Annotated in this window: 21 protein-coding genes; all 21 read left to right on the top strand. The window is 43.8% G+C overall.

All coding sequences use genetic code 11. The features are described from left to right. Window positions 1–29 precede the first annotated feature (29 nt). The 21 genes from flgB (at window position 30) to fliE (ending at window position 20,440) form a co-directional block, all read left to right on the top strand. Window positions 30–434 carry a flagellar basal body rod protein FlgB gene (gene flgB, locus KO531_RS08860; protein ID WP_105251927.1) on the top strand — a complete coding sequence of 135 codons (405 nt, stop codon included), beginning with the start codon at window positions 30–32 and terminating at the stop codon, window positions 432–434. Window positions 435–436: 2 nt separating this feature from the next. Continuing rightward, window positions 437–853: a flagellar basal body rod protein FlgC gene (gene flgC / locus KO531_RS08855; RefSeq protein WP_006085646.1), complete on the top strand. Its 417-nt coding sequence runs from the start codon at window positions 437–439 to the stop codon at window positions 851–853. Window positions 854–877: 24 nt separating this feature from the next. Then, entirely contained in the window at window positions 878–1,648 is a 771-nt protein-coding gene (flgD, locus tag KO531_RS08850; protein WP_131523075.1) for a flagellar hook assembly protein FlgD, read from the top strand. A gap of 82 nt (window positions 1,649–1,730) precedes the next feature. After that, complete coding sequence (flgE, locus tag KO531_RS08845; protein ID WP_028761207.1) at window positions 1,731–3,092, top strand: flagellar hook protein FlgE; 1,362 nt, start codon at window positions 1,731–1,733, stop codon at window positions 3,090–3,092. Window positions 3,093–3,265: 173 nt separating this feature from the next. Continuing rightward, the gene (flgF, locus tag KO531_RS08840) at window positions 3,266–4,009 is read left to right on the top strand and encodes a flagellar basal-body rod protein FlgF (RefSeq protein ID WP_219250937.1); all 744 of its coding nucleotides are present in this window, start codon (window positions 3,266–3,268) and stop codon (window positions 4,007–4,009) included. Between the two features lie 10 nt (window positions 4,010–4,019). Further along, window positions 4,020–4,808: a flagellar basal-body rod protein FlgG gene (gene flgG, locus KO531_RS08835; protein WP_028761205.1), complete on the top strand. Its 789-nt coding sequence runs from the start codon at window positions 4,020–4,022 to the stop codon at window positions 4,806–4,808. Between the two features lie 11 nt (window positions 4,809–4,819). Then, on the top strand, window positions 4,820–5,494 hold the full coding sequence (gene flgH / locus KO531_RS08830) for a flagellar basal body L-ring protein FlgH (protein WP_028761204.1): 675 nt from the start codon (window positions 4,820–4,822) through the stop codon (window positions 5,492–5,494). A gap of 11 nt (window positions 5,495–5,505) precedes the next feature. Then, on the top strand, window positions 5,506–6,597 hold the full coding sequence (locus tag KO531_RS08825; RefSeq protein WP_028761203.1) for a flagellar basal body P-ring protein FlgI: 1,092 nt from the start codon (window positions 5,506–5,508) through the stop codon (window positions 6,595–6,597). A 17-nt stretch (window positions 6,598–6,614) separates the two neighbouring features. Then, complete coding sequence (gene flgJ / locus KO531_RS08820) at window positions 6,615–7,757, top strand: flagellar assembly peptidoglycan hydrolase FlgJ (RefSeq protein WP_219250936.1); 1,143 nt, start codon at window positions 6,615–6,617, stop codon at window positions 7,755–7,757. Window positions 7,758–7,797: 40 nt separating this feature from the next. Next, window positions 7,798–9,723, top strand: coding sequence for a flagellar hook-associated protein FlgK (gene flgK / locus KO531_RS08815; RefSeq protein WP_131523078.1), 1,926 nt, complete (start codon window positions 7,798–7,800; stop codon window positions 9,721–9,723). Between the two features lie 11 nt (window positions 9,724–9,734). Beyond that, window positions 9,735–10,946: a flagellar hook-associated protein FlgL gene (gene flgL, locus KO531_RS08810; protein ID WP_131523079.1), complete on the top strand. Its 1,212-nt coding sequence runs from the start codon at window positions 9,735–9,737 to the stop codon at window positions 10,944–10,946. Window positions 10,947–11,040: 94 nt separating this feature from the next. Beyond that, a complete protein-coding gene (locus KO531_RS08805) occupies window positions 11,041–11,862 on the top strand; it encodes a flagellin (RefSeq protein WP_028761199.1) in 822 nt (273 codons plus the stop codon). Between the two features lie 253 nt (window positions 11,863–12,115). After that, window positions 12,116–12,934: a flagellin gene (locus KO531_RS08800; protein WP_131523080.1), complete on the top strand. Its 819-nt coding sequence runs from the start codon at window positions 12,116–12,118 to the stop codon at window positions 12,932–12,934. 140 nt (window positions 12,935–13,074) lie between these two features. Then, a complete protein-coding gene (locus KO531_RS08795; RefSeq protein WP_131523081.1) occupies window positions 13,075–13,452 on the top strand; it encodes a flagellar protein FlaG in 378 nt (125 codons plus the stop codon). A gap of 33 nt (window positions 13,453–13,485) precedes the next feature. Next, the gene (gene fliD, locus KO531_RS08790; protein ID WP_131523082.1) at window positions 13,486–14,856 is read left to right on the top strand and encodes a flagellar filament capping protein FliD; all 1,371 of its coding nucleotides are present in this window, start codon (window positions 13,486–13,488) and stop codon (window positions 14,854–14,856) included. A gap of 30 nt (window positions 14,857–14,886) precedes the next feature. Continuing rightward, on the top strand, window positions 14,887–15,207 hold the full coding sequence (locus KO531_RS08785; protein WP_168824469.1) for a flagella biosynthesis chaperone for FliD, FliT: 321 nt from the start codon (window positions 14,887–14,889) through the stop codon (window positions 15,205–15,207). Window positions 15,208–15,213: 6 nt separating this feature from the next. Next, window positions 15,214–15,624: a flagellar export chaperone FliS gene (gene fliS / locus KO531_RS08780; protein ID WP_028761195.1), complete on the top strand. Its 411-nt coding sequence runs from the start codon at window positions 15,214–15,216 to the stop codon at window positions 15,622–15,624. A gap of 287 nt (window positions 15,625–15,911) precedes the next feature. Continuing rightward, complete coding sequence (locus KO531_RS08775; protein WP_105251936.1) at window positions 15,912–17,345, top strand: sigma-54 dependent transcriptional regulator; 1,434 nt, start codon at window positions 15,912–15,914, stop codon at window positions 17,343–17,345. 109 nt (window positions 17,346–17,454) lie between these two features. Then, window positions 17,455–18,537, top strand: a complete 1,083-nt coding sequence (locus KO531_RS08770) for a PAS domain-containing sensor histidine kinase (RefSeq protein ID WP_173497646.1) — start codon at window positions 17,455–17,457, stop codon at window positions 18,535–18,537. Next, a complete protein-coding gene (locus tag KO531_RS08765) occupies window positions 18,530–19,873 on the top strand; it encodes a sigma-54 dependent transcriptional regulator (protein ID WP_028761192.1) in 1,344 nt (447 codons plus the stop codon). The genes KO531_RS08770 and KO531_RS08765 overlap by 8 nt, the downstream gene beginning before the upstream one ends. Before the next feature lie 231 nt (window positions 19,874–20,104). Continuing rightward, a complete protein-coding gene (fliE, locus tag KO531_RS08760) occupies window positions 20,105–20,440 on the top strand; it encodes a flagellar hook-basal body complex protein FliE (RefSeq protein ID WP_028761191.1) in 336 nt (111 codons plus the stop codon). The last annotated feature ends 34 nt before the right edge of the window (window positions 20,441–20,474 follow it).

The following is a 20,474-nucleotide window of genomic DNA, read 5'->3' as shown; positions in this document are numbered from 1 at the left end:
TTTTCGTGAGAACACGAGGAGGCAATTTTATGGCGATCAATTTTGATAATGCACTGGGTGTGCATCAATACACTCTCGGTATTAGAGCGCAGCGGGCTGAAGTCATTTCAAGCAATATCGCTAACGCAGATACGCCACATTACAAAGCCCGCGATGTTGATTTTTCTGCGGCAATGCAGGCCGCTCGAGGCCAACAGCTGCAGCGAAATAGTCTTGAAATGCAAGAGCCAGATAAGCATTTTGGGCTTGCGGAGTTGACTGGACAATTTGTTAAGTTCCGTGTGCCAAATCAACCCGATACCGGTGATGGTAATACTGTTGATATACAACAGGAACAATCGGCATTCATGCAAAATGCACTTGAATATCAAATGTCGCTAGGTTTTTTAGACAGTAAGTTTAGTGGCATGAAGAAAGCGTTGAGAGGGGATTAATCATGAGTTTATTTAGCATATTTGATGTTGCTGGCTCGGGAATGTCTGCTCAATCGGTCAGGCTAAACACCACCGCGAGCAACATAGCTAACGCGGATTCCGTCTCGAGTAGTGTAGATAAGACCTATCGTTCCCGTCATCCCATTTTTGAAGCCGAAATGGCTAAAGCCCAAAGTCAGCAACAAGCTTCTCAAGGCGTTGCGGTAAAAGGCATTGTAGAAAGTGATAAACCACTACTGAAAGAATATTCGCCCGATCATCCAATGGCGGATGCGGACGGCTTTATTTATAAACCGAATGTTAATGTCATGGAAGAAATGGCAGATATGATTTCTGCTTCGCGCTCATATCAAATGAATGTTCAAGTCGCTGAAGCAGCTAAGTCTATGCTGCAACAAACACTTGGGATGGGTAAATAACATGTGTTACTTAGGAGGTAAGCTGTGAGCCTCATTAATCAAATTAACCAAGCGTCGGCGCAGACGGCTCAAAATAAGAGTCAGCCAAATGCCGTTACGACGAATTCATCAACCAGCTCAACGGGTAATCCGTTTCTTGATGGCATACGTTTGCCAAAAGATTCAATAGTACCGGAAGCAAAAAGCCAGCAGTTAACTCAAGATGACTTTTTCTCGTTATTAAGCCAACAGTTATCGATGCAAGATCCCTTTAAGCCCGTCGACAACGACCAAATGATTGCGCAGATGGCATCATTCTCGACGGTTGATGGTATTACTAAGTTGAATAAGGAAATCGTTAATTTAAACGGTGTTATGACATCAAGCCAAGCATTACAGGCATCAGGACTTGTTGGTCGCAAGGTATTGATCCCAACTGATACAGGTAACATTTCAGCTGAAAGCCCAACAATAAAAGGTGTGATTAGCACGCCAGCTAAAATTCCTGAAGTTACTGTACGTGTTGAGGATGAGAAAGGCCAAGTTGTGACCACCTTTAAAGTTGATGGCAGTAAGGGGGGCAATGTCGATGTTAACTGGGATGGCCTCGATAAAGATGGAAAACCTGTAACCGCAGGTAACTATACGATCAAGGCGAGTGGTTTAGTGGATGGGAAATCCCAAGAATTGCCAGTCTCGACCTATGCTCATGTGACCAGCGTTTCTCTCGGTACTGCCAGTACTGGCGCGATTCTTAACTTGAGAGGCGGTATGGGCATCAAGTTAACCGATGTGTTAGCTGTGTCTGAAACCTAAGCTTGTATAAAAGAATTTTTGCAGCATCCGAATTGGGCGTAAATCGCTCATAAATGAATTGAGTCAAGTGTAGAGGTGAATTATGTCGTTTAACATTGCATTGAGTGGCATTTCTGCTGCGCAGAAAGATTTAAACACTACGGCGAATAACATTGCTAATGCGAACACCATTGGCTTTAAAGAGTCCCGTGCTGAATTTGCGGATGTTTACGCTAATTCTATTTTTTCAAATGCTAAAACTGCTGTCGGTGGTGGTGTTGCGACGAGCCAAGTGGCACAGCAATTCCATCAAGGTAGCTTACAGTTGACGAATAACTCCCTTGATATGGCGATTAAAGGGGGTGGCTTTTTCGTTACTGCTTCTGAACTGGGTACATTAGACCACTCGTTTACCCGTGCTGGAGCATTTAAGGTAGATAAAAATAATTACATGGTTGATTCTGCTGGTAATTATTTGCAAACTTTCCCAGTGGATAAAGATGGGAACTCAACATCAGTGAGTTTAACGACGGCTAAGCCGGTACAAATACCAGACACTGCGGGTAGCCCTGTAAAGACTGAGAATGTTACTTTACAAATGAACTTAAATGCTAAGGAAAGTGCACTCGACCCCGCGGCATTCGATCCTCTAGATGCAAAAACCTACAATAACGTTACATCAATGACAATTTATGACTCACTCGGTGAGCCACATATTATGACCACTTATTTTGTTAAGCCCAAAGATGGTTCGTACAATGGTGAGAACAATTGGGTGGCTTACTATGCTGTTGATGGAAAGCAAGTAGATCTAGCCGGTCCTGCTGGTACTTATCAAACAGATACCACCGGCGATGGCACACCTGATGCAACGGGCACGGCTCAAACTGCTGGTGGTTGGAAAGGCTCTGTACTCAAGTTCAATTCTGTTGGTGTCTACACTGGTAGTGATCCTGCTATAGTCAAGACTGAGGCTTTGGGCGTCAGTGGTGCGGGTGTTTTAGGGCCAGGTGCCGATGGTACTCAAGAGTTGACTGTGAAGTTTAATGCCCCAACGCAATATGCGGCTCCTTTTGGTGCAACTGAGTTGACGCAAGATGGTACGACTGTAGGTCGCTTAACTAACGTTGAAATCGGCGAAGATGGTTTAGTGACCGCGAGTTATTCTAATGGCTCAACCGTGCCTTTAGCACGGGTTGCTTTAGTTCGTTTTGCTAACGAACAAGGTTTAACGCAAGTGGGTAATACGTCGTGGAAAGCCAGTTTAGCTTCAGGTCCAGCGTTAGCGGGTGAGGCAAATAGTGGAACTTTTGGTAGCATCAGTTCATCGGCGTTAGAGCAATCGAACATTGATTTGACGACTGAACTGGTCGATTTAATTTCGGCGCAGCGTAACTTCCAAGCGAACTCTCGTACCCTTGAAGTGAATAACACGCTGCAACAAACCGTATTACAAATCCGCTAATCATTACTTTGTTTAACTAAGTGTTGCCGCCAGTGGCAACACTTAGCCTTTATCCTGCCGTCAAATCACTTCATTTTCATATTTTTCAATTCTATCAGTAAATTAAACGTTATTTTTTGTTGGCATGATGCTTGCTTGGGTATTGTCATGTAGAAAATTTGACGGAGCAGTCTGTGGACAAATTCCTTTATGTCGCCATGAGTGGCGCTAAGCAAAATATGAATGAGCTGGCACTCCGTGCGAACAACTTAGCCAATGCTAATACCGATGGTTTTAAATCAGATATGGCGCAGGCCAGATCGATGCAAGCCTTCGGTGAAGGGTTGCCTTCAAGGGTGTTTGCGATGACAGAATCTCCGTCAGCTAATTTTCGCTCTGGTCCGATAAAAACCACTGGACGGGATCTCGATGTTGCCATTAAAGGCGATGGCTGGTTTGCCGTTCAGGCGAAAGATGGCAGTGAAGCTTATACCCGTTCCGGTAGTCTCAGTTTCGATGCGACGGGCATGTTGTATAACGACAGAGGCAATCCCGTGATGGGGGATGCTGGCCCGATAGTGCTGCCATTACCTATTGATAAAGTGTCAATTTCACAGGATGGCATAGTGTCTGTTCGCCCTCAAGGGGCGACTGCTGAAGTGATAGAAGAAGTGGCGAGATTGAAGTTAGTTAATCCCGGCAATGCGCAGATGATGCGTGGTGAAGATGGATTATTTCGACAAATGTCAGGTGAAGCAGCACCAGCTGACCCTTTCGTCGCAGTTGAAAGTGGTGCCGTAGAGGGCAGTAACGTTAACCCTGTTGATGAAATGGTGTCTTTGATTGATCTTCAGCGGCAGTTTGAATTGCAAGTCAAGATGATGAAAACCGCGGAAGAGAATGATCGCGCTTCATCTTCATTAATGCGTATTAGTTAGGAGATAGATTATGCATCCGGCGTTATGGATTAGTAAAACTGGCTTAGACGCACAGCAAACTGATATTTCAGTGATTTCAAACAACGTAGCGAACGCTAGCACTGTGGGCTACAAAAAAAGCCGCGCAGTATTTGAAGATTTACTCTATCAAACAGTTAACCAAGCAGGTGGTGTTAGTGCATCTAACACTAAGCTACCCAACGGATTAAACATAGGTGCGGGTACGAAAGTCGTCGCCACTCAAAAAATGTTTACTCAGGGTAACATGCTGACGACGGATAACTCGCTGGATCTTATGATTGAAGGTCCTGGATTTTTTGAAATCCAGCTCCCTGATGGAACCACTGCTTATACTCGAAATGGTCAGTTTACCTTAGACGATACGGGTCAGATTGTGACTCCAGGTTCTGGCTATTTGCTACAACCCGCGATCACTATTCCTGATAATGCGACCAGTATTACCGTTTCAGCAGAGGGTGAAGTTTCAGTAAAAACGCCGGGTACCGCTGAGAACCAAGTCGTGGGTCAGTTGACTATGACGGATTTTATTAATCCATCGGGTCTAGATCCTATGGGACAAAACTTATATACGGAAACTGGTGCGAGCGGCACGCCCATTCAAGGTACCGCTTCGTTAGATGGTATGGGTGCTATTCGTCAAGGCGCCTTAGAAACCTCTAACGTGAACGTGACCGAGGAACTGGTGAACCTTATCGAAAGTCAGCGCATTTACGAGATGAACTCAAAAGTGATTTCAGCGGTAGATCAGATGCTGTCTTATGTGACTCAGAATTTATAGAGGCAAACATCATGGCTAGATATCTTGTGTTGGCCGTCGCGTTATTGCTTGCAGCTTGTAGCTCGACGCAAAAGAAACCCCTTGCGGATGATCCCTTTTACGCGCCGGTATACCCAGAGGCACCGCCGACAAAAATTGCCGCAACTGGCTCTATTTATCAAGACAGCCAAGCATCTAGCTTGTATTCGGATATACGCGCCCACAAAGTCGGTGACATTATCACTATCGTATTGAAGGAATCGACTCAAGCTAAGAAGAGTGCAGGCAATCAGATCAAAAAAGGTTCAGACATGAGCTTAGATCCCATCTTTGCAGGTGGTAGTAATGTGTCCATTGGCGGAGTGCCAATTGATTTGCGTTACAAAGATAGCATGAACACTAAGCGTGAATCGGATGCGGATCAGAGTAATAGTCTAGATGGCAGCATCTCGGCAAACGTGATGCAAGTGCTAAACAACGGCAGCTTAGTGATCCGTGGTGAAAAATGGATTTCAATCAATAATGGTGATGAGTTTATTCGTGTCACTGGTCTCGTTCGCTCGCAGGACATTAAACCCGATAACACTGTCGATTCAACGCGAATGGCTAATGCCCGTATCCAATACAGTGGCACAGGCACTTTCGCAGATGCTCAAAAAGTGGGCTGGTTAAGCCAGTTCTTTATGAGCGACTGGTGGCCCTTCTAAGGAGTCGTATCATGAAATATAAACTGGTGTTAGCCGTTGCCATGCTAGTGTTTTCTCTACCTAGTCAGGCTGAACGAATTAAAGATATTGCCAATGTGCAAGGTGTGCGTAGTAACCAGTTGATTGGTTATGGCTTAGTGGTCGGTTTACCGGGAACGGGGGAAAAAACCAGTTATACCGAGCAGACCTTTATGACTATGCTCAAAAACTTTGGGATTAATCTTCCTGACAACGTCAAACCGAAAATTAAAAACGTTGCAGTGGTAGCCGTACACGCGGATATGCCCGCCTTTATCAAACCTGGTCAAGATCTTGACGTAACGGTATCTAGCTTAGGCGAAGCCAAAAGCTTACGCGGTGGCACCTTATTACAGACCTTTTTGAAAGGGGTAGACGGTAATGTGTATGCCATAGCCCAAGGTAGTTTAGTGGTGAGTGGTTTTAGTGCCGATGGTTTAGATGGTTCAAAGGTGATTCAAAATACGCCAACTGTAGGTCGTATACCCAATGGCGCAATTGTTGAGCGTAGTGTAGCAACCCCATTTTCAACTGGCGATTATTTGACGTTTAACCTACGTCGTTCGGATTTCTCTACTGCGCAGCGCATGGCCGATGCGATCAATGATCTATTAGGTCCTGATATGGCGCGTCCTTTAGATGCGACGTCTGTTCAGGTAACGGCTCCACGTGATGTATCACAACGGGTCTCCTTTTTAGCAACGCTTGAAAACCTTGATGTTGTTCCCGCAGAGGAATCTGCCAAAGTGATCGTTAACTCGCGTACTGGAACCATAGTGGTTGGGCAAAACGTACGCTTACTCCCTGCGGCGATTACCCATGGCGGCATGACTGTCACGATTGCGGAGGCGACACAGGTTTCGCAGCCTAACGCGTTGGCAAATGGTCAAACAACCGTCACGAGTAATAGTACGATCACAGCGACAGAAAGTGACCGCCGTATGTTTATGTTTAATCCAGGCACTACGCTGGATGAGCTGGTTAGAGCGGTTAACTTAGTCGGTGCAGCCCCTTCAGATGTGTTAGCAATACTTGAAGCATTAAAAGTGGCAGGAGCTTTGCATGGTGAACTTATCATCATCTAATTTCTGTCGGGAAAATCATGGAAAAGCTTTCAAGTTCATCACATTTTCTTGACCTGGGCGGGCTAGATTCACTCCGCGCTCAGGCTCAGAAAGATGAGAAGGGCGCCTTGAAAAAGGTTGCCCAACAATTTGAAGGTATTTTTGTGCAAATGCTGATGAAAAGTATGCGCGATGCCAATGCGGTTTTTCAGTCTGATAGTCCACTCAATAGCCAATACACTCAGTTTTACGAGCAGATGCGCGATCAGCAGTTATCGGTCGATTTATCTGACAAAGGTGTATTGGGCCTTGCCGATATGATGGTGCAGCAACTCTCTCCCGAAACAAGTCATTTCACGCCTGCATCGGTATTGCGTGACGATGGTGGCATGAAAATGCTCCACGACGATAAAGCGCTTAATGTGCCTATGCAGAGTTCAGCCACTCCTGTGGTTGAACCCACAGTTGTAAATCATGGTGTGCCGGCTGCTATCGCTCGGCCTGTATTTGAACCGGATAGAGCTGAAGATGCCAATTCATCAATGGACATTGATGCGCCTAATCGTTCACTGGCTATCGATACGCCTAAGCCGAGCTGGAGTGAACAATCACTTTCAGTGGTAGAACCTGTGATTAGCGGCCAAGTTTTGCCGACGGCAGCATTTAGGGAAACCCAAAAGATTGTCAGGTTCGGTAGTCGAGAAGAATTTTTAGCGACCTTATATCCACATGCTGAAAAAGCCGCAAAAACATTAGGTACCCAACCAGAAGTATTATTGGCGCAATCGGCACTGGAAACTGGCTGGGGACAAAAAATCGTCCGCGGCAATAACGGTGCGCCGAGTCATAACCTATTCAACATTAAAGCTGATCGTCGTTGGTTAGGCGATAAGGCTAACGTCAGTACCTTAGAATTTGAGCACGGTGTTGCTGTCCAGCAAAAAGCTGACTTCCGAGTTTATAGTGATTTCGAGCATAGCTTTAACGATTTTGTGTCCTTCATTGCCGAAGGTGAACGTTATCAAGATGCGAAAAAAGTGGCCGCTTCCCCTACTCAATTCATCCGAGCTTTGCAGGATGCGGGTTATGCCACTGATCCTCGATACGCTGAAAAAGTGATTAAAGTGATGCAGTCGATCAGTGAAGAACTGAAATCAATTCTGCCAGGAGAAGACAAATGATGAATCTTACAACCCTGTTTGTTCATAGGAGTGTCAACTAATGGCCGTTGATCTACTGAATATAGCGCGAACTGGGGTGCTTGCCTCCCAGTCGCAACTGGGTGTTACCAGTAATAACATAGCTAACGCCAATACCGCTGGTTACCACAGACAAGTGGCAACCCAGTCGACTCTTGAATCGCAGCGTTTTGGTAGTAGTTTTTATGGCACAGGAACTTACGTTAATGACGTTAAGCGTATCTACAATGACTATGCCGCAAGAGAGTTACGCATTGGCCAAACAACGTTAAGTGCCGCCGAAGCCAGCTATGGTAAATTGAGTGAGCTAGATCAGCTGTTTTCACAGGTAGGTAAAGTTGTGCCACAAAGCTTGAATGACCTGTTTTCGGGGCTGAATAGTGTGGCTGATTTGCCTGCAGATTTGGGTATTCGGAGTTCGACCCTAACAAACGCACAGCAAGTTGCCAGCAGTCTTAATCAGATGCAGTCGTATTTGAATGGCCAGCTTAATCAGACCAATGACCAGATCACTGGTATGACTAAGCGTATCAATGAGATCAGTACAGAACTGGCAAATTTAAACCTAGAGTTAATGAAGTCGCCGAATCAGGATGCGCAGTTGCTTGATAAGCAAGATGCACTTGTTCAAGAGTTAAGCCAGTACGCTCAAGTGAATGTTATTCCATTAGAAAATGGTGCTAAGAGCGTAATGCTCGGTGGCTCAGTGATGTTGGTTTCTGGCGAAATTGCTATGACGATGGGAGTCCAAGCGGGTGATCCATTTCCGAATGAGCTCCAATTGACTTCAAGTATTGGTTCGCAAAGTGTCACTGTTGATCCGAGTAAACTTGGCGGTCAGTTAGGGGCCATTTTTGATTATCGTGATCAAACGTTAATTCCCGCGGGTCATGAGCTCGATCAATTAGCCTTGGGCGTGGCTGATAACTTCAATAAAATGCAAGCACAAGGTATTGACCTCAATGGGCAAGTTGGTGCCAATATCTTCAAAGATATCAACGATCCTATGATGTCTTTGGGCCGTGCAGCAGGTTTTTCTGGTAATACGGGTAATGCAACATTAGGCGTCACCATAGATGACACCAGTTTATTAACTGGTGGTGCCTACGAACTGTCATTTACCGCGCCTGCAACTTATGAGCTGAGAGATTCGAAAACGGGGGCAATTACGCCACTGACGTTAAATGGCTCGACTTTATCGGGTGGATCTGGATTTTCAATTGACATAAAAGCGGGCGCTATGGCGTCTGGCGATCGTTTTGCCATTCGCCCAACAGCGGGTGCTTCAAATGGCATTGAAGTGGTCATGAAAGACCCTAAAGGCATTGCCGCCGCATCCCCAAAGATTTCAGCAGATGCCGCTAACTCGGGCAATACCCAAGTGAAGTTGACTCAAATTAGCAATCGTAATGCCGCAAATTTCCCTGTAACGGGCAGTGAGTTGACGATAAAGCTCGATACCACAGTTGTGCCTCCAACCTATGAAGCATTCGACGCCGCTGGAACATCCCTTGGGGCTGCAGCCCCTTATACTCCTCCGAGTATCAGCGCTTTTGGTTTTACCTTTGAAGTTGACAGCAAAGCGGCTGCAGGCAATGACAGATTTACCTTCGATTTATCCTTCGCAGCGGGGGATAACTCTAATGCTGTCGCTATGGCTAAGTTGAGCGAAAGTAAGGTGATGAATGGGGGAAAGTCGACCCTAGCTGATGTGTTCGAGAACACTAAGCTCGAGGTAGGCAGTAAAACGAAAGCGGCTGAAGTGCGTGTTGGTTCGGCAGAGGCAGTGTATCAACAAGCTTATGCGCGAGTAGAGAGTGAGTCGGGCGTGAACTTAGATGAAGAAGCAGCAAATTTAATGCGTTTTCAGCAAGCCTATCAAGCCTCTGCGCGGATCATGACGACTGCACAGCAGATTTTTGACACCTTATTATCCTCAGTGCGTTAGGAGATTTAACTATGCGATTATCATCCGCGCAGATTTTTAATCAAAGCATTACCAGTGTGCTGCAAAAGCAAACGGCGACCAGCAAAATTCTTGACCAATTGAGCAGTGGTAAGAAAGTCAATACTGCTGGTGATGATCCTGTGGCGTCACAGGGTATCGATAATCTGAATCAGAAAAATGCGCTAGTCGATCAGTTTATGAAAAATATTGACTATGCGAGAAATCGTCTTGTTGTGGCAGAAAGCAAACTCGGTAGTGCTGAAGATTTAACTGGCTCTATGCGTGAGCAAGTTATGCGAGCGATAAACGGCACACTCTCAGGAACTGAGCGGCAAATGATTGCCGAAGAGATGAAAGGCAGCTTAGAAGAATTGCTCTCTATTGCCAATAGTAAGGATGAATCTGGCAATTATATGTTCTCTGGTTTCAGTACCGATAAAGAACCTTTTGCTTTTGATAACTCGACGCCGCCTAAAATAGTGTATAGCGGCGATTCTGGCGTCAAAAATAGTTTAGTACAAACGGGTGTTGCCATGGGGACAAACATCCCTGGCGATAGCGCGTTTATGAAAGCACCCAATGGACTTGGTGATTATAGCGTCAATTATTTGGCCAGCCAGCAGGGGGAGTTTAGCGTTAAAACAGCAAAAATTGCTGACGCTGCAACTTATGTGGCTGATACATATACATTTAACTTCACTGATAATGGTGCCGGTGGTACTAACTTGCAAGTGCTCGATTCTGCAAGTAATCCCGTCGCAAACGTAGTTAACTTCGATGCCACTAATCCCGTTAGTTTTAATGGTATAGAAGTTAAAATTGATGGAAAACCCAGCGCTGGCGATAGTTTCACCATGGAGCCGCAGGCCGAAGTCAGTATTTTCGATACGATCAGCAGTGCGATTGCATTAATTGAAGACCCTAATTCTGCCAACACTCCCCAAGGCCGAGCTCAGTTGGCACAGATATTGAATAACATCGATAGTGGCGTCAATCAAATTAGTTCTGCCAGAAGTGTGGCGGGAAATAATCTGAAAGTTGTCGAAAGTTACAAAGAGACTCATACCGAGGAGAAAGTGGTGAACTCATCAGCGCTATCACTCTTGGAAGATCTCGATTATGCATCAGCGATTACGGAATTTGAAAAGCAACAGCTTGCATTGAACGCAGTCTCTAGCGTGTTTAGTAAGGTGGGTTCTGTTTCCCTGTTCGACTTTATTTAACAGAAAGCAAGTACCTATCCATCTGTAAGATAAATTGTTAAAAATTTAGCCAAGCTCCAAGCCTTGGCGGTATAACTAGGAAGAGGAACTCAACATGGCTATTACAGTAAATACCAACGTGACTTCAATGAAGGCACAAAAGAATTTAAATACTTCCAGTAGCGGTTTAGCGACCTCAATGGAACGTTTATCCAGTGGTCTACGCATTAACAGTGCAAAAGACGATGCCGCTGGTCTAGCCATTTCTAACCGCTTGAACAGCCAAGTGCGCGGTTTAGATGTGGGTATGCGTAACGCAAATGATGCGATTTCAATTGCTCAAATTGCCGAAGGTGCGATGCAAGAGCAAACCAATATGTTGCAGCGTATGCGTGATTTGACTGTTCAAGCAGAAAACGGTGCGAATAGCACTGATGACTTGACTGCATTGCAAAAAGAGATGGATCAATTAGCAGAAGAAATTACTGCTATAGGTGATAGTACGGCGTTTGGTAATACCAAATTAATGACTGGTGGCTTTTCTGCGGGTAAAACCTTCCAAGTAGGGCACCAAGAAGCTGAGGATGTCACTATTTCGGTAGGGACAACTAATGCTGCAAGTTTATCTGTTAATTCGCTATCCGTAGCGACTTCAGCTGGTCGTTCAACAGCACTTGCGAATATTGATGCTGCCATTAAAACAATTGACAATCAACGAGCCAATTTAGGTGCGAAGCAAAACCGTTTGGCCTATAACATTAGTAACAGTGCTAATACTCAAGCCAACGTTGCTGATGCTAAGAGTCGTATCGTGGATGTCGATTTTGCGAAGGAAACTTCAGTTATGACTAAGAATCAAGTGTTACAACAAACGGGTTCTGCAATGCTTGCACAGGCTAACCAGTTACCTCAAGTTGCATTATCTCTTCTGGGTTAATGTTACTTGCGTGATGTTATATGAAGTGCTTTTGCCTACTTGTTCTAGAATTATCTAGAAAAGTAGGCAAAGTTTTATAGGAGTTGATATTTATGTTTATGATAATTAGAGTTATTTTTTAAAATCAAGATATTTTAAAAAATAACTCTAAAGTTAAAAAAGATGCTGCCGTTAAATATACTGTAACCACTAAGACCCGCCTGGCTTAAGTAGACAGGCAAGTTCACAAGCCAGGTATAAAGAGGAAACGATCATGGCCATTACAGTAAACACAAACGTCACTTCATTAAAAGCTCAAAAGAATTTAAATACTTCCGCAGGCGGTTTGGCCACATCTATGGAACGTTTATCCAGTGGTCTGCGTATTAACAGTGCCAAAGATGACGCTGCTGGTTTAGCGATATCTAACCGACTAAACAGCCAAGTGCGTGGCCTTGATGTTGGTATGCGCAATGCTAACGATGCCATTTCAATCGCCCAGATTTCTGAAGGTGCGATGCAAGAACAGACTAACATGCTTCAACGTATGCGTGATTTGACAGTACAAGCAGAGAACGGTTCTAACAGCACTGATGATTTGACAGCATTGCAAAGTGAGATTGATGAACTGGCATTAGAAATTACAGCAATCGGTGATACAACTGCATTTGGTAGCACAAAATTACTGAATGGTGATTTCTCCGCAGGTAAGACCTTCCAAGTCGGACACCAAGAAGGTGAAGACGTTACTATTTCAGTAAAAGCAACGAATGCTGGCGCTTTATCTGTTAATAGTTTGTCTGTTGGAAGTTCTGCTGGTCGTTCAACTGCACTTGCGAATATTGATGCAGCCATTAAAACGATTGATAGTCAGCGTGCTAACTTAGGTGCTAAACAAAACCGCCTAGCATACAACATCAGTAACAGTGCTAATACTCAAGCAAACGTTGCTGATGCTAAGAGCCGAATTGTGGATGTGGATTTTGCGAAAGAAACATCACAAATGACCAAGAATCAAGTGTTACAACAAACGGGTTCTGCAATGTTGGCCCAAGCCAATCAGTTACCTCAAGTGGCCTTGTCACTGCTGTAGTTTAACGCAGAATAGTGAGAAAGTGATAAGGGAGGTTCGGTGACGGATCTCCCTTTGCCACTTTAAAGGTTAATGTAGTTTTATAGGGTAATTTTAATGTAACTATTTAAAGTTATTACTAAATTTGCTGAGGTATGGTTATGGATATCAATATAGCAAGTTCACCTTCTATGCTTCACAGTAAGGTTGATTTAGCTCAAACGCCACTAAAAGCATCTGCTCCAGATGCTGAGTTAAAGCGAAATACGGCTATTGAACAAGCTGCGGAACAAGATGTAACGAAAAATGAACAGAACCCGAGTAAGCTGGCTCAAGTTGCCACAGAGTTGTCTGATATGATGTCTATGATGCGTAAAGGTTTAGCATTTAAGGTTGATGAGAACTCTGGACAAGCTGTTGTGACTGTACTTGACCGAGATACTGGTGATGTGATTAGACAAATGCCGAGTGAAGAAGCATTAGCCTTGGCAGAAAAACTATCAGAAGTCACAGGGCTTTTGATGAAAACAGAAGCATAAATATTTGTAAGTACGTTTGATTGAGAGGTCTATATGGCATTAACAGCGACAGGCATGGGATCTGGCCTTAAAATTAGTGAAATTGTGCAAGTTTTAGTTGATGCCGAAAAAACACCGAAAGAAGCGATGTTTAATAAAACGGAAGACAGCATCAAAGCAAAAGTTTCTGCCATGGGAACCTTAAAAAGTGCGTTGTCTACGTTTCAAGATGCCTTAAAAAAACTTCAAACTGGCGATGCCCTCAATCTGCGTAAGGTTTCTGTTAGTAATCAAACTTATTTATCAGCAACAACAGACAAAACTGCACAAGCGGGTAGCTATGGTATTAAAGTTGAGCAACTTGCGGTAAATCATAAAATTGCTGGAAAAAACGTTGCAGATCCTGCATTACCTGTAGGTGAAGGGAGCCTTGATTTTGGTATCAATGGTAAGAATTTCTCCATTGATGTTTCGGCTACCGATTCACTTGCTGCGATTGCTAAAAAAGTTAATGAATCCCCAGATAATGCGGGCGTAACTGCAACTGTTATTACCAGTGATGCAGGCAGTCGATTGGTTTTTAGTTCAGATAAGTCAGGTGAAGACAATCAAATTAGTATTACAGCTAATGACACGACTGGAACTGGACTAAATGATATGTTCGGTGCTGGTAACATCTCCACGCTTCAAGATGCTAAAAATGCAGTTGTTTATATCGATAATCAGAAAGTTACCTCGCAAACTAATGAAGTTAAAAATGCTATTGCAGGGGTGACGTTAAACTTAACTGATGCTGATGTTTCTAAGACGACTACGTTAAAAATTGAACAAGATGATGATGCAGTAAAGACAAATGTGAAAGCTTTTGTCGATGCCTACAATAGTTTAGCGACTGCAGTTGATAAAATGTCGTCTTATGATAAAGAGAAAAAAACAGCAGCTGCATTACAGGGCGACTCTATGATCCGTTCTATAGAATCGCAACTCCGAAGTATATCGAGTGAACGAGTGCCAACTGATAGCGGCAGTTCGATAGCATTATATGATATTGGTATAAAAACAGATAGATATGGTAAGTTGTCTGTCGATGATACTAAACTTAATAAAGTCATCTCTGAAGATATGGCCAGTGTTGAGGCATTATTCTCGACACCAGATAAAGGGCTTGCTAATCGCTTTAATGATCTTGCTGATAGTTATGTCAAGTCTCGAGGATTAATTGCGTCACGTCAAACCGGATATACTAATCAACAAAGCCAGCTTACTGATAGAAGAGAAGCTTTCACGCTTAAAATGGATCAACTAACAGCCCGTTTAACGAAGCAATTTAATGCGATGGATCTTGTCGTTGGAAAACTAAATCAGCAGAGCAGTGGTCTTGTTGATCGTTTGAATTCGCTTCCTGGAGCTGTTAAAAAACGATAGTGAAATTATAAATGAGTAAGGGGAGTATAAGTGAAACAACTCGATGAGCTTAATGTCCTTTTGAGTGAAAATTTAAATAAACTGACTCAGCTTCCTGCTGAAGAGCCTCAATCTGACGAGTTGGTGTCGAACTTGCAAGTACTGGTTGGAGAGCGTCAAATTTTACTCAATGTATTAGTGGCTGATGCTAATATGACAGATGTTGATTATCTTCAACATCAGCTTGAACTTACTCAAGAGTACACAAGTAAAGCAAGTATTGTTATGGCAGATAGACAAGCATTATTACATGCAGGTAATAAGAATAAGCGCCAGATTAGTGTTTATGAGACTATAGATTTAAACAGGTAGGTGTTTATGAGAGGATCACTGCAATCGTATCGTAAGGTGTCTTTAGAGAGTGAAATTACTGTTGCGTCACCACATCGTATTATTCAGCTTATGTTTGCGGGGGCACTGCAACGTTTAGCACAAAGTCGTCTTGCGATTGAACAAAATGACTTGTCTAATAAAGGTATGTACATTGGCAAAGCTATTGGGATTATTACTGGTTTAAACAATAGCCTAGATATGGATGCTGGTGGCCAGATAGCTAGAAATTTGAGTGATTTATATGACTTTATGTTGCGTAGAATTTCTGAAGCTAACGTAAATAATGATGTGAAAGCGATTGATGATGTATGTGATATTTTACGTACTATCAAAGAAGGTTGGGATGCAATTCCTGCAGATAAACATAATATTTCTGCGCATTCTGAAGCGGGTTAATATCTTATTTCGTGATTAAAAATAGACGCACTGGTTGCGTCTTTTTTTTGGCTAAAAGTCAAAGTATTGACGTTTTAGACTAGAATCATGATGTAAATGAACTAAAATCAATTCAGTTTGGCATAAACCTCATCTGAGGCTTGCTTCTCGTCTGCTGATAATACAATATTCATCACAAGTAGTGATGGTGGCACAGATTGTTACATTGAATTTGTTAAGCTTTTACAGCAACTAATCATAAATAATTAATGCGAATTAATACATATTAGAGCTTTACGGCCTACTGAATGATGCAAACAGATCAACGAATTTTACTTATCGGCCCTCCATCAGAGCGATTAAATCGCCTGTGTTGCATTTTGGATTTTTTAGGTGAGCAATTTGTACAAATTGACACCGAAAAATTAAGTGCTAGCCTCCAAGATACCCGTTTTCGAGCTTTAGTTATCCTAACTGATGTTATGGATGCTGATGGGCTTAAAAACATCGCAGGTCAACATCCATGGCAACCTATGCTGTTGCTTGGCAATGTTGACGATCTGCAAGTGTCTAATATTCTTGGACATATAGAAGAACCTTTAACGTATCCTCAGCTCACTGAATTATTACACTTTTGCCAAGTATTCGGTCAAGTTAAACGGCCTCAAGTCCCTACTAGTGCGAATCAAACAAAGTTATTCCGAAGCTTAGTGGGACGCAGTGATGGTATTGCGAATGTGAGGCACTTGATAAATCAAGTAGCAACATCTGAGGCAACCGTGCTTGTTCTGGGTCAATCGGGTACAGGTAAAGAAGTGGTCGCCCGTAATATCCATTATTTGTCTGAGCGCCGTGACGGTCCATTTATCCCTGTTAACTGTGGTGCTATACCGCCTGAGTTATTAGAGAGTGAGCTATTTGGTCACGAGAAAGGGTCATTTACTGGGGCAATCTGTTCTCGTAAAGGCCGTTTTGAATTAGCTGAAGGTGGTACACTATTTCTCGATGAAATAGGAGACATGCCACTACAAATGCAAGTTAAATTACTCCGTGTGCTGCAAGAGCGGGTATTTGAGCGTGTTGGTGGTACTAAGACTATTAATGCTGATGTACGCGTAGTTGCTGCAACACATAGAGATTTAGAAACTATGATCAGCGTTAATGAGTTCCGTGAGGATCTTTATTACCGCCTAAACGTATTCCCGATTGAAATGCCCGCGTTGTGTGATCGCAAGGACGATGTGCCTTTGCTATTACAAGAGTTAGTTAGCCGAGTCTATAACGAAGGCCGTGGTAAGGTGCGTTTTACGCAGCGTGCGATAGAGTCGCTGAAAGAACATGCTTGGTCGGGCAACGTGCGCGAGCTGTCTAATTTAGTCGAACGCCTCACCATTTTATATCCGGGTGGACTGGTCGATGTTAACGATTTACCTGTCAAATATCGCCATATCGATGTGCCCGAATATTGTGTAGAGATGAGTGAAGAGCAACAGGAACGTGATGCTTTAGCTTCTATCTTTAGCGATGAAGAGCCGGTTGAAATCCCTGAAACGCGTTTCCCTAGTGAGCTGCCGCCTGAAGGTGTGAACCTTAAGGATTTGTTAGCAGAACTAGAAATAGACATGATACGTCAGGCGCTAGAGCTACAAGATAATGTTGTAGCTCGCGCTGCTGAAATGCTTGGAATACGCCGTACAACGCTTGTAGAAAAAATGCGTAAGTACGGAATGACAAAAGATTAGTTTTCTATTTTATTGTTATATAAGTTGTTTTAACCTCTAAAGTTCAATTTCCAATTTGGCATAGATACTGCAGTCACCCCGTCATAAGCAATTTTTTGACGGAGTGACTATGTCAGCCAACCCACTAGCGCAAATTGAGTCATTCAAGCACACTAGCAAACAATGGAACCAACTGCGTGAGGCCGCGAATATGTCCAATCGAATGGAGCATATTTTACAGGCTATGCCATCCGGCGTGGTGATTATCAATGGCGACGGTATAGTCACGGATGCTAATCCGGTAGCAGTTGAATTACTTGAGCGTTCCTTATGTGGCGTTCGCTGGATAGATGTGATCCACAGTGCCTTTGCGCCACAGGACGATGATGGCCACGAAGTGTCACTGCGTAATGGGCGCCGCGTTAAATTAGCGATTACGCCATTGACGCCAGAGCCTGGTCAATTAATTGTGTTAACTGATTTGACTGAAACTCGGTTATTACAGAAAAATATCTCCCATTTACAACGTTTATCTGCACTGGGCAAGATGGTAGCAACTTTGGCTCATCAGGTGCGCACGCCTTTATCAGCCGCTTTGTTATATGCTTCAAATCTTGCGAGTCCTAAGTTATCCGATGCTGCTAAAGCGAAATTTCAACAAAAACTTGTTGATAGACTCAATGAACTCGAGCGGCAGGTTAACGACATGCTATTGATGGCTAAAGGTCGTCAGGATGAACTTGGAGATCTAATCTCGTTGGCTGAGGTTATCGACAATGTTTTGGCAAATTGTGAGCCGATAGCGGCAAAGCAAGGCTGTGACTTGTCATTTGATGATGCATCAAGCAGCTCGATGTTAGCTAATTCCAATGCATTAAGCTCGGCGATTAATAATTTAGTCATGAACAGCATAGAAGCCGGAGCAACTGAAATTCGTATCCAAGCGAAGGAAGAGGGCGAACGGTTATTATTAGATGTAATCGATAATGGCAAAGGCTTAGACGCCACTATGCAGCAGAAGGTATTTGAACCTTTCTTTACGACTAAGTCGCAGGGAACTGGGCTTGGGTTAGCCGTTGTGCAATCTGTGGTGCGCAATCATGGAGGACAACTGCAACTCAGTTGTTTACCGAATAAAGGCTGTACTGTGTCTTTAGTATTCCCTCGGGCTAAATCCGCGGTGATATTACCTTTGGAGATTACCCATGTCTGAAGCAAAGTTATTGCTCGTTGAGGATGATGCTTCATTACGTGAAGCCTTGTTGGATACTTTAATGCTGGCTCAGTATGAGTGTGTTGATGTTGCCTCCGGTGAAGACGCTATTTTAGCCTTGAAACAACATCAGTTTGATTTAGTTATTAGCGATGTGCAGATGCAAGGTATTGGTGGTTTAGGTTTATTGAACTACCTGCAGCAGCATCATCCTAAGTTGCCAGTGCTGTTGATGACGGCCTACGCGACTATTGGTAGCGCGGTGAACGCTATAAAATTAGGCGCTGTTGATTATTTAGCAAAACCTTTTGCACCAGAAGTGTTACTCAATCAAGTCTCACGCTATTTGCCATTAAAACAAAATGTGGATCAGCCCGTCGTCGCTGATGAAAAAAGTTTAGCCTTATTAGCACTGGCTCAACGGGTTGCCGCTTCTGATGCCTCTGTCATGATCTTAGGTCCTAGCGGTTCGGGTAAAGAGGTTTTGGCCCGTTATATTCATCAACACAGTAGCCGTGCTAATCAAGCCTTTGTGGCCATTAACTGTGCCGCTATTCCTGAGAACATGCTCGAAGCCACCCTTTTTGGTTATGAAAAGGGTGCATTTACGGGGGCTTATCAAGCGTGTCCGGGGAAATTTGAGCAGGCTCAAGGTGGCACTTTGCTGCTCGATGAAATCTCTGAGATGGATTTAGGCTTACAAGCTAAGTTGTTGCGGGTTTTGCAAGAGCGTGAAGTTGAGCGTTTAGGTGGCCGTAAAACCATTAAATTGGATGTGCGCGTGCTTGCCACATCCAATCGTGATTTAAAGGCAGTGGTCGCAGCTGGCGGATTTAGGGAAGATCTCTACTATCGAATTAACGTATTTCCTTTAGCTTGGCCTGCGTTAAGTCAACGTCCTGCAGATATTTTACCTCTTGCGCGTCATTTATTGGCTAAACATGCTAAGGCATTGAATGTTGCCGATGTGCCTGAGTTGGATGAGAATGCGCGTCGACGTTTATTGAGTCATCGCTGGCCAGGGAACGTACGTGAACTCGACAATGTGATCCAGCGTGCTTTGATATTAAGAGCCGGTCAATTGATCACTGCCAATGACATTATTATCGATGCGCAGGATGTGATTTTAAGCGGTGAAGATCTAGACCCATTTTCTTCTGAGCCAGATGGCTTAGGTGAAGAGCTCAAAGCTCAAGAACATGTGATTATTTTAGAGACCCTTAATCAATGCCAAGGAAGTCGTAAGTTAGTCGCCGAAAAGCTAGGAATTAGCGCACGAACCCTAAGATACAAGATGGCAAGGATGCGTGATATGGGGATCCAACTGCCAAATTAGTCTATAAATTCAAGTTATCATCTCGCAGCCTCCACATTGAGTGTGAGGCTGTATTTATTAAAATACACAACCGTAAAAGTGGCTCATTTCATTCAAAATCCTTAGATATTGACATCTTCTTATCCCGTCAATTTATTATCAATCACGACCATCTGAAAACTTGGCCGTTATTTTGCATTGTCCCGTTATCGGTATTTTGATCGTCAAGAATTCGACGACTGGGAGCTCAGCATGCAAATAGGCGCAAATTCATTCCTGCAGGAAATGCAGAAACTCCAAGGCGAAATAACGCCGTCGTTTGGCGTTCAGCCAAATATCATGCAGCAAGTGAATAACACTAGTGGTGCAGACTTCGGTCAGTTGCTATCGCAAGCCGTCGGCAATGTCAGCGGCTTACAGTCTGCATCGTCAAACCTCGCGACACGTTTAGAGATGGGTGATACTACCGTTTCTTTATCGGACACTGTGATTGCCCGTGAGAAAGCGAGTGTCGCTTTCGAGGCGACAGTGCAAGTGCGTAATAAGCTTGTCGAAGCCTACAAAGAAATAATGAGCATGCCTGTCTAGGCCAGTGAATAACCCAATTAGCAGGTACGAATCG

This window comes from Shewanella sp. NKUCC06_TVS (genome assembly GCF_019345515.1).
In the GTDB taxonomy this organism is placed as follows: domain Bacteria; phylum Pseudomonadota; class Gammaproteobacteria; order Enterobacterales; family Shewanellaceae; genus Shewanella; species Shewanella oncorhynchi.
The sequence above is the reverse complement of the archived record's forward strand: the minus strand, read 5'-3'. Positions and strand labels throughout refer to the sequence as shown.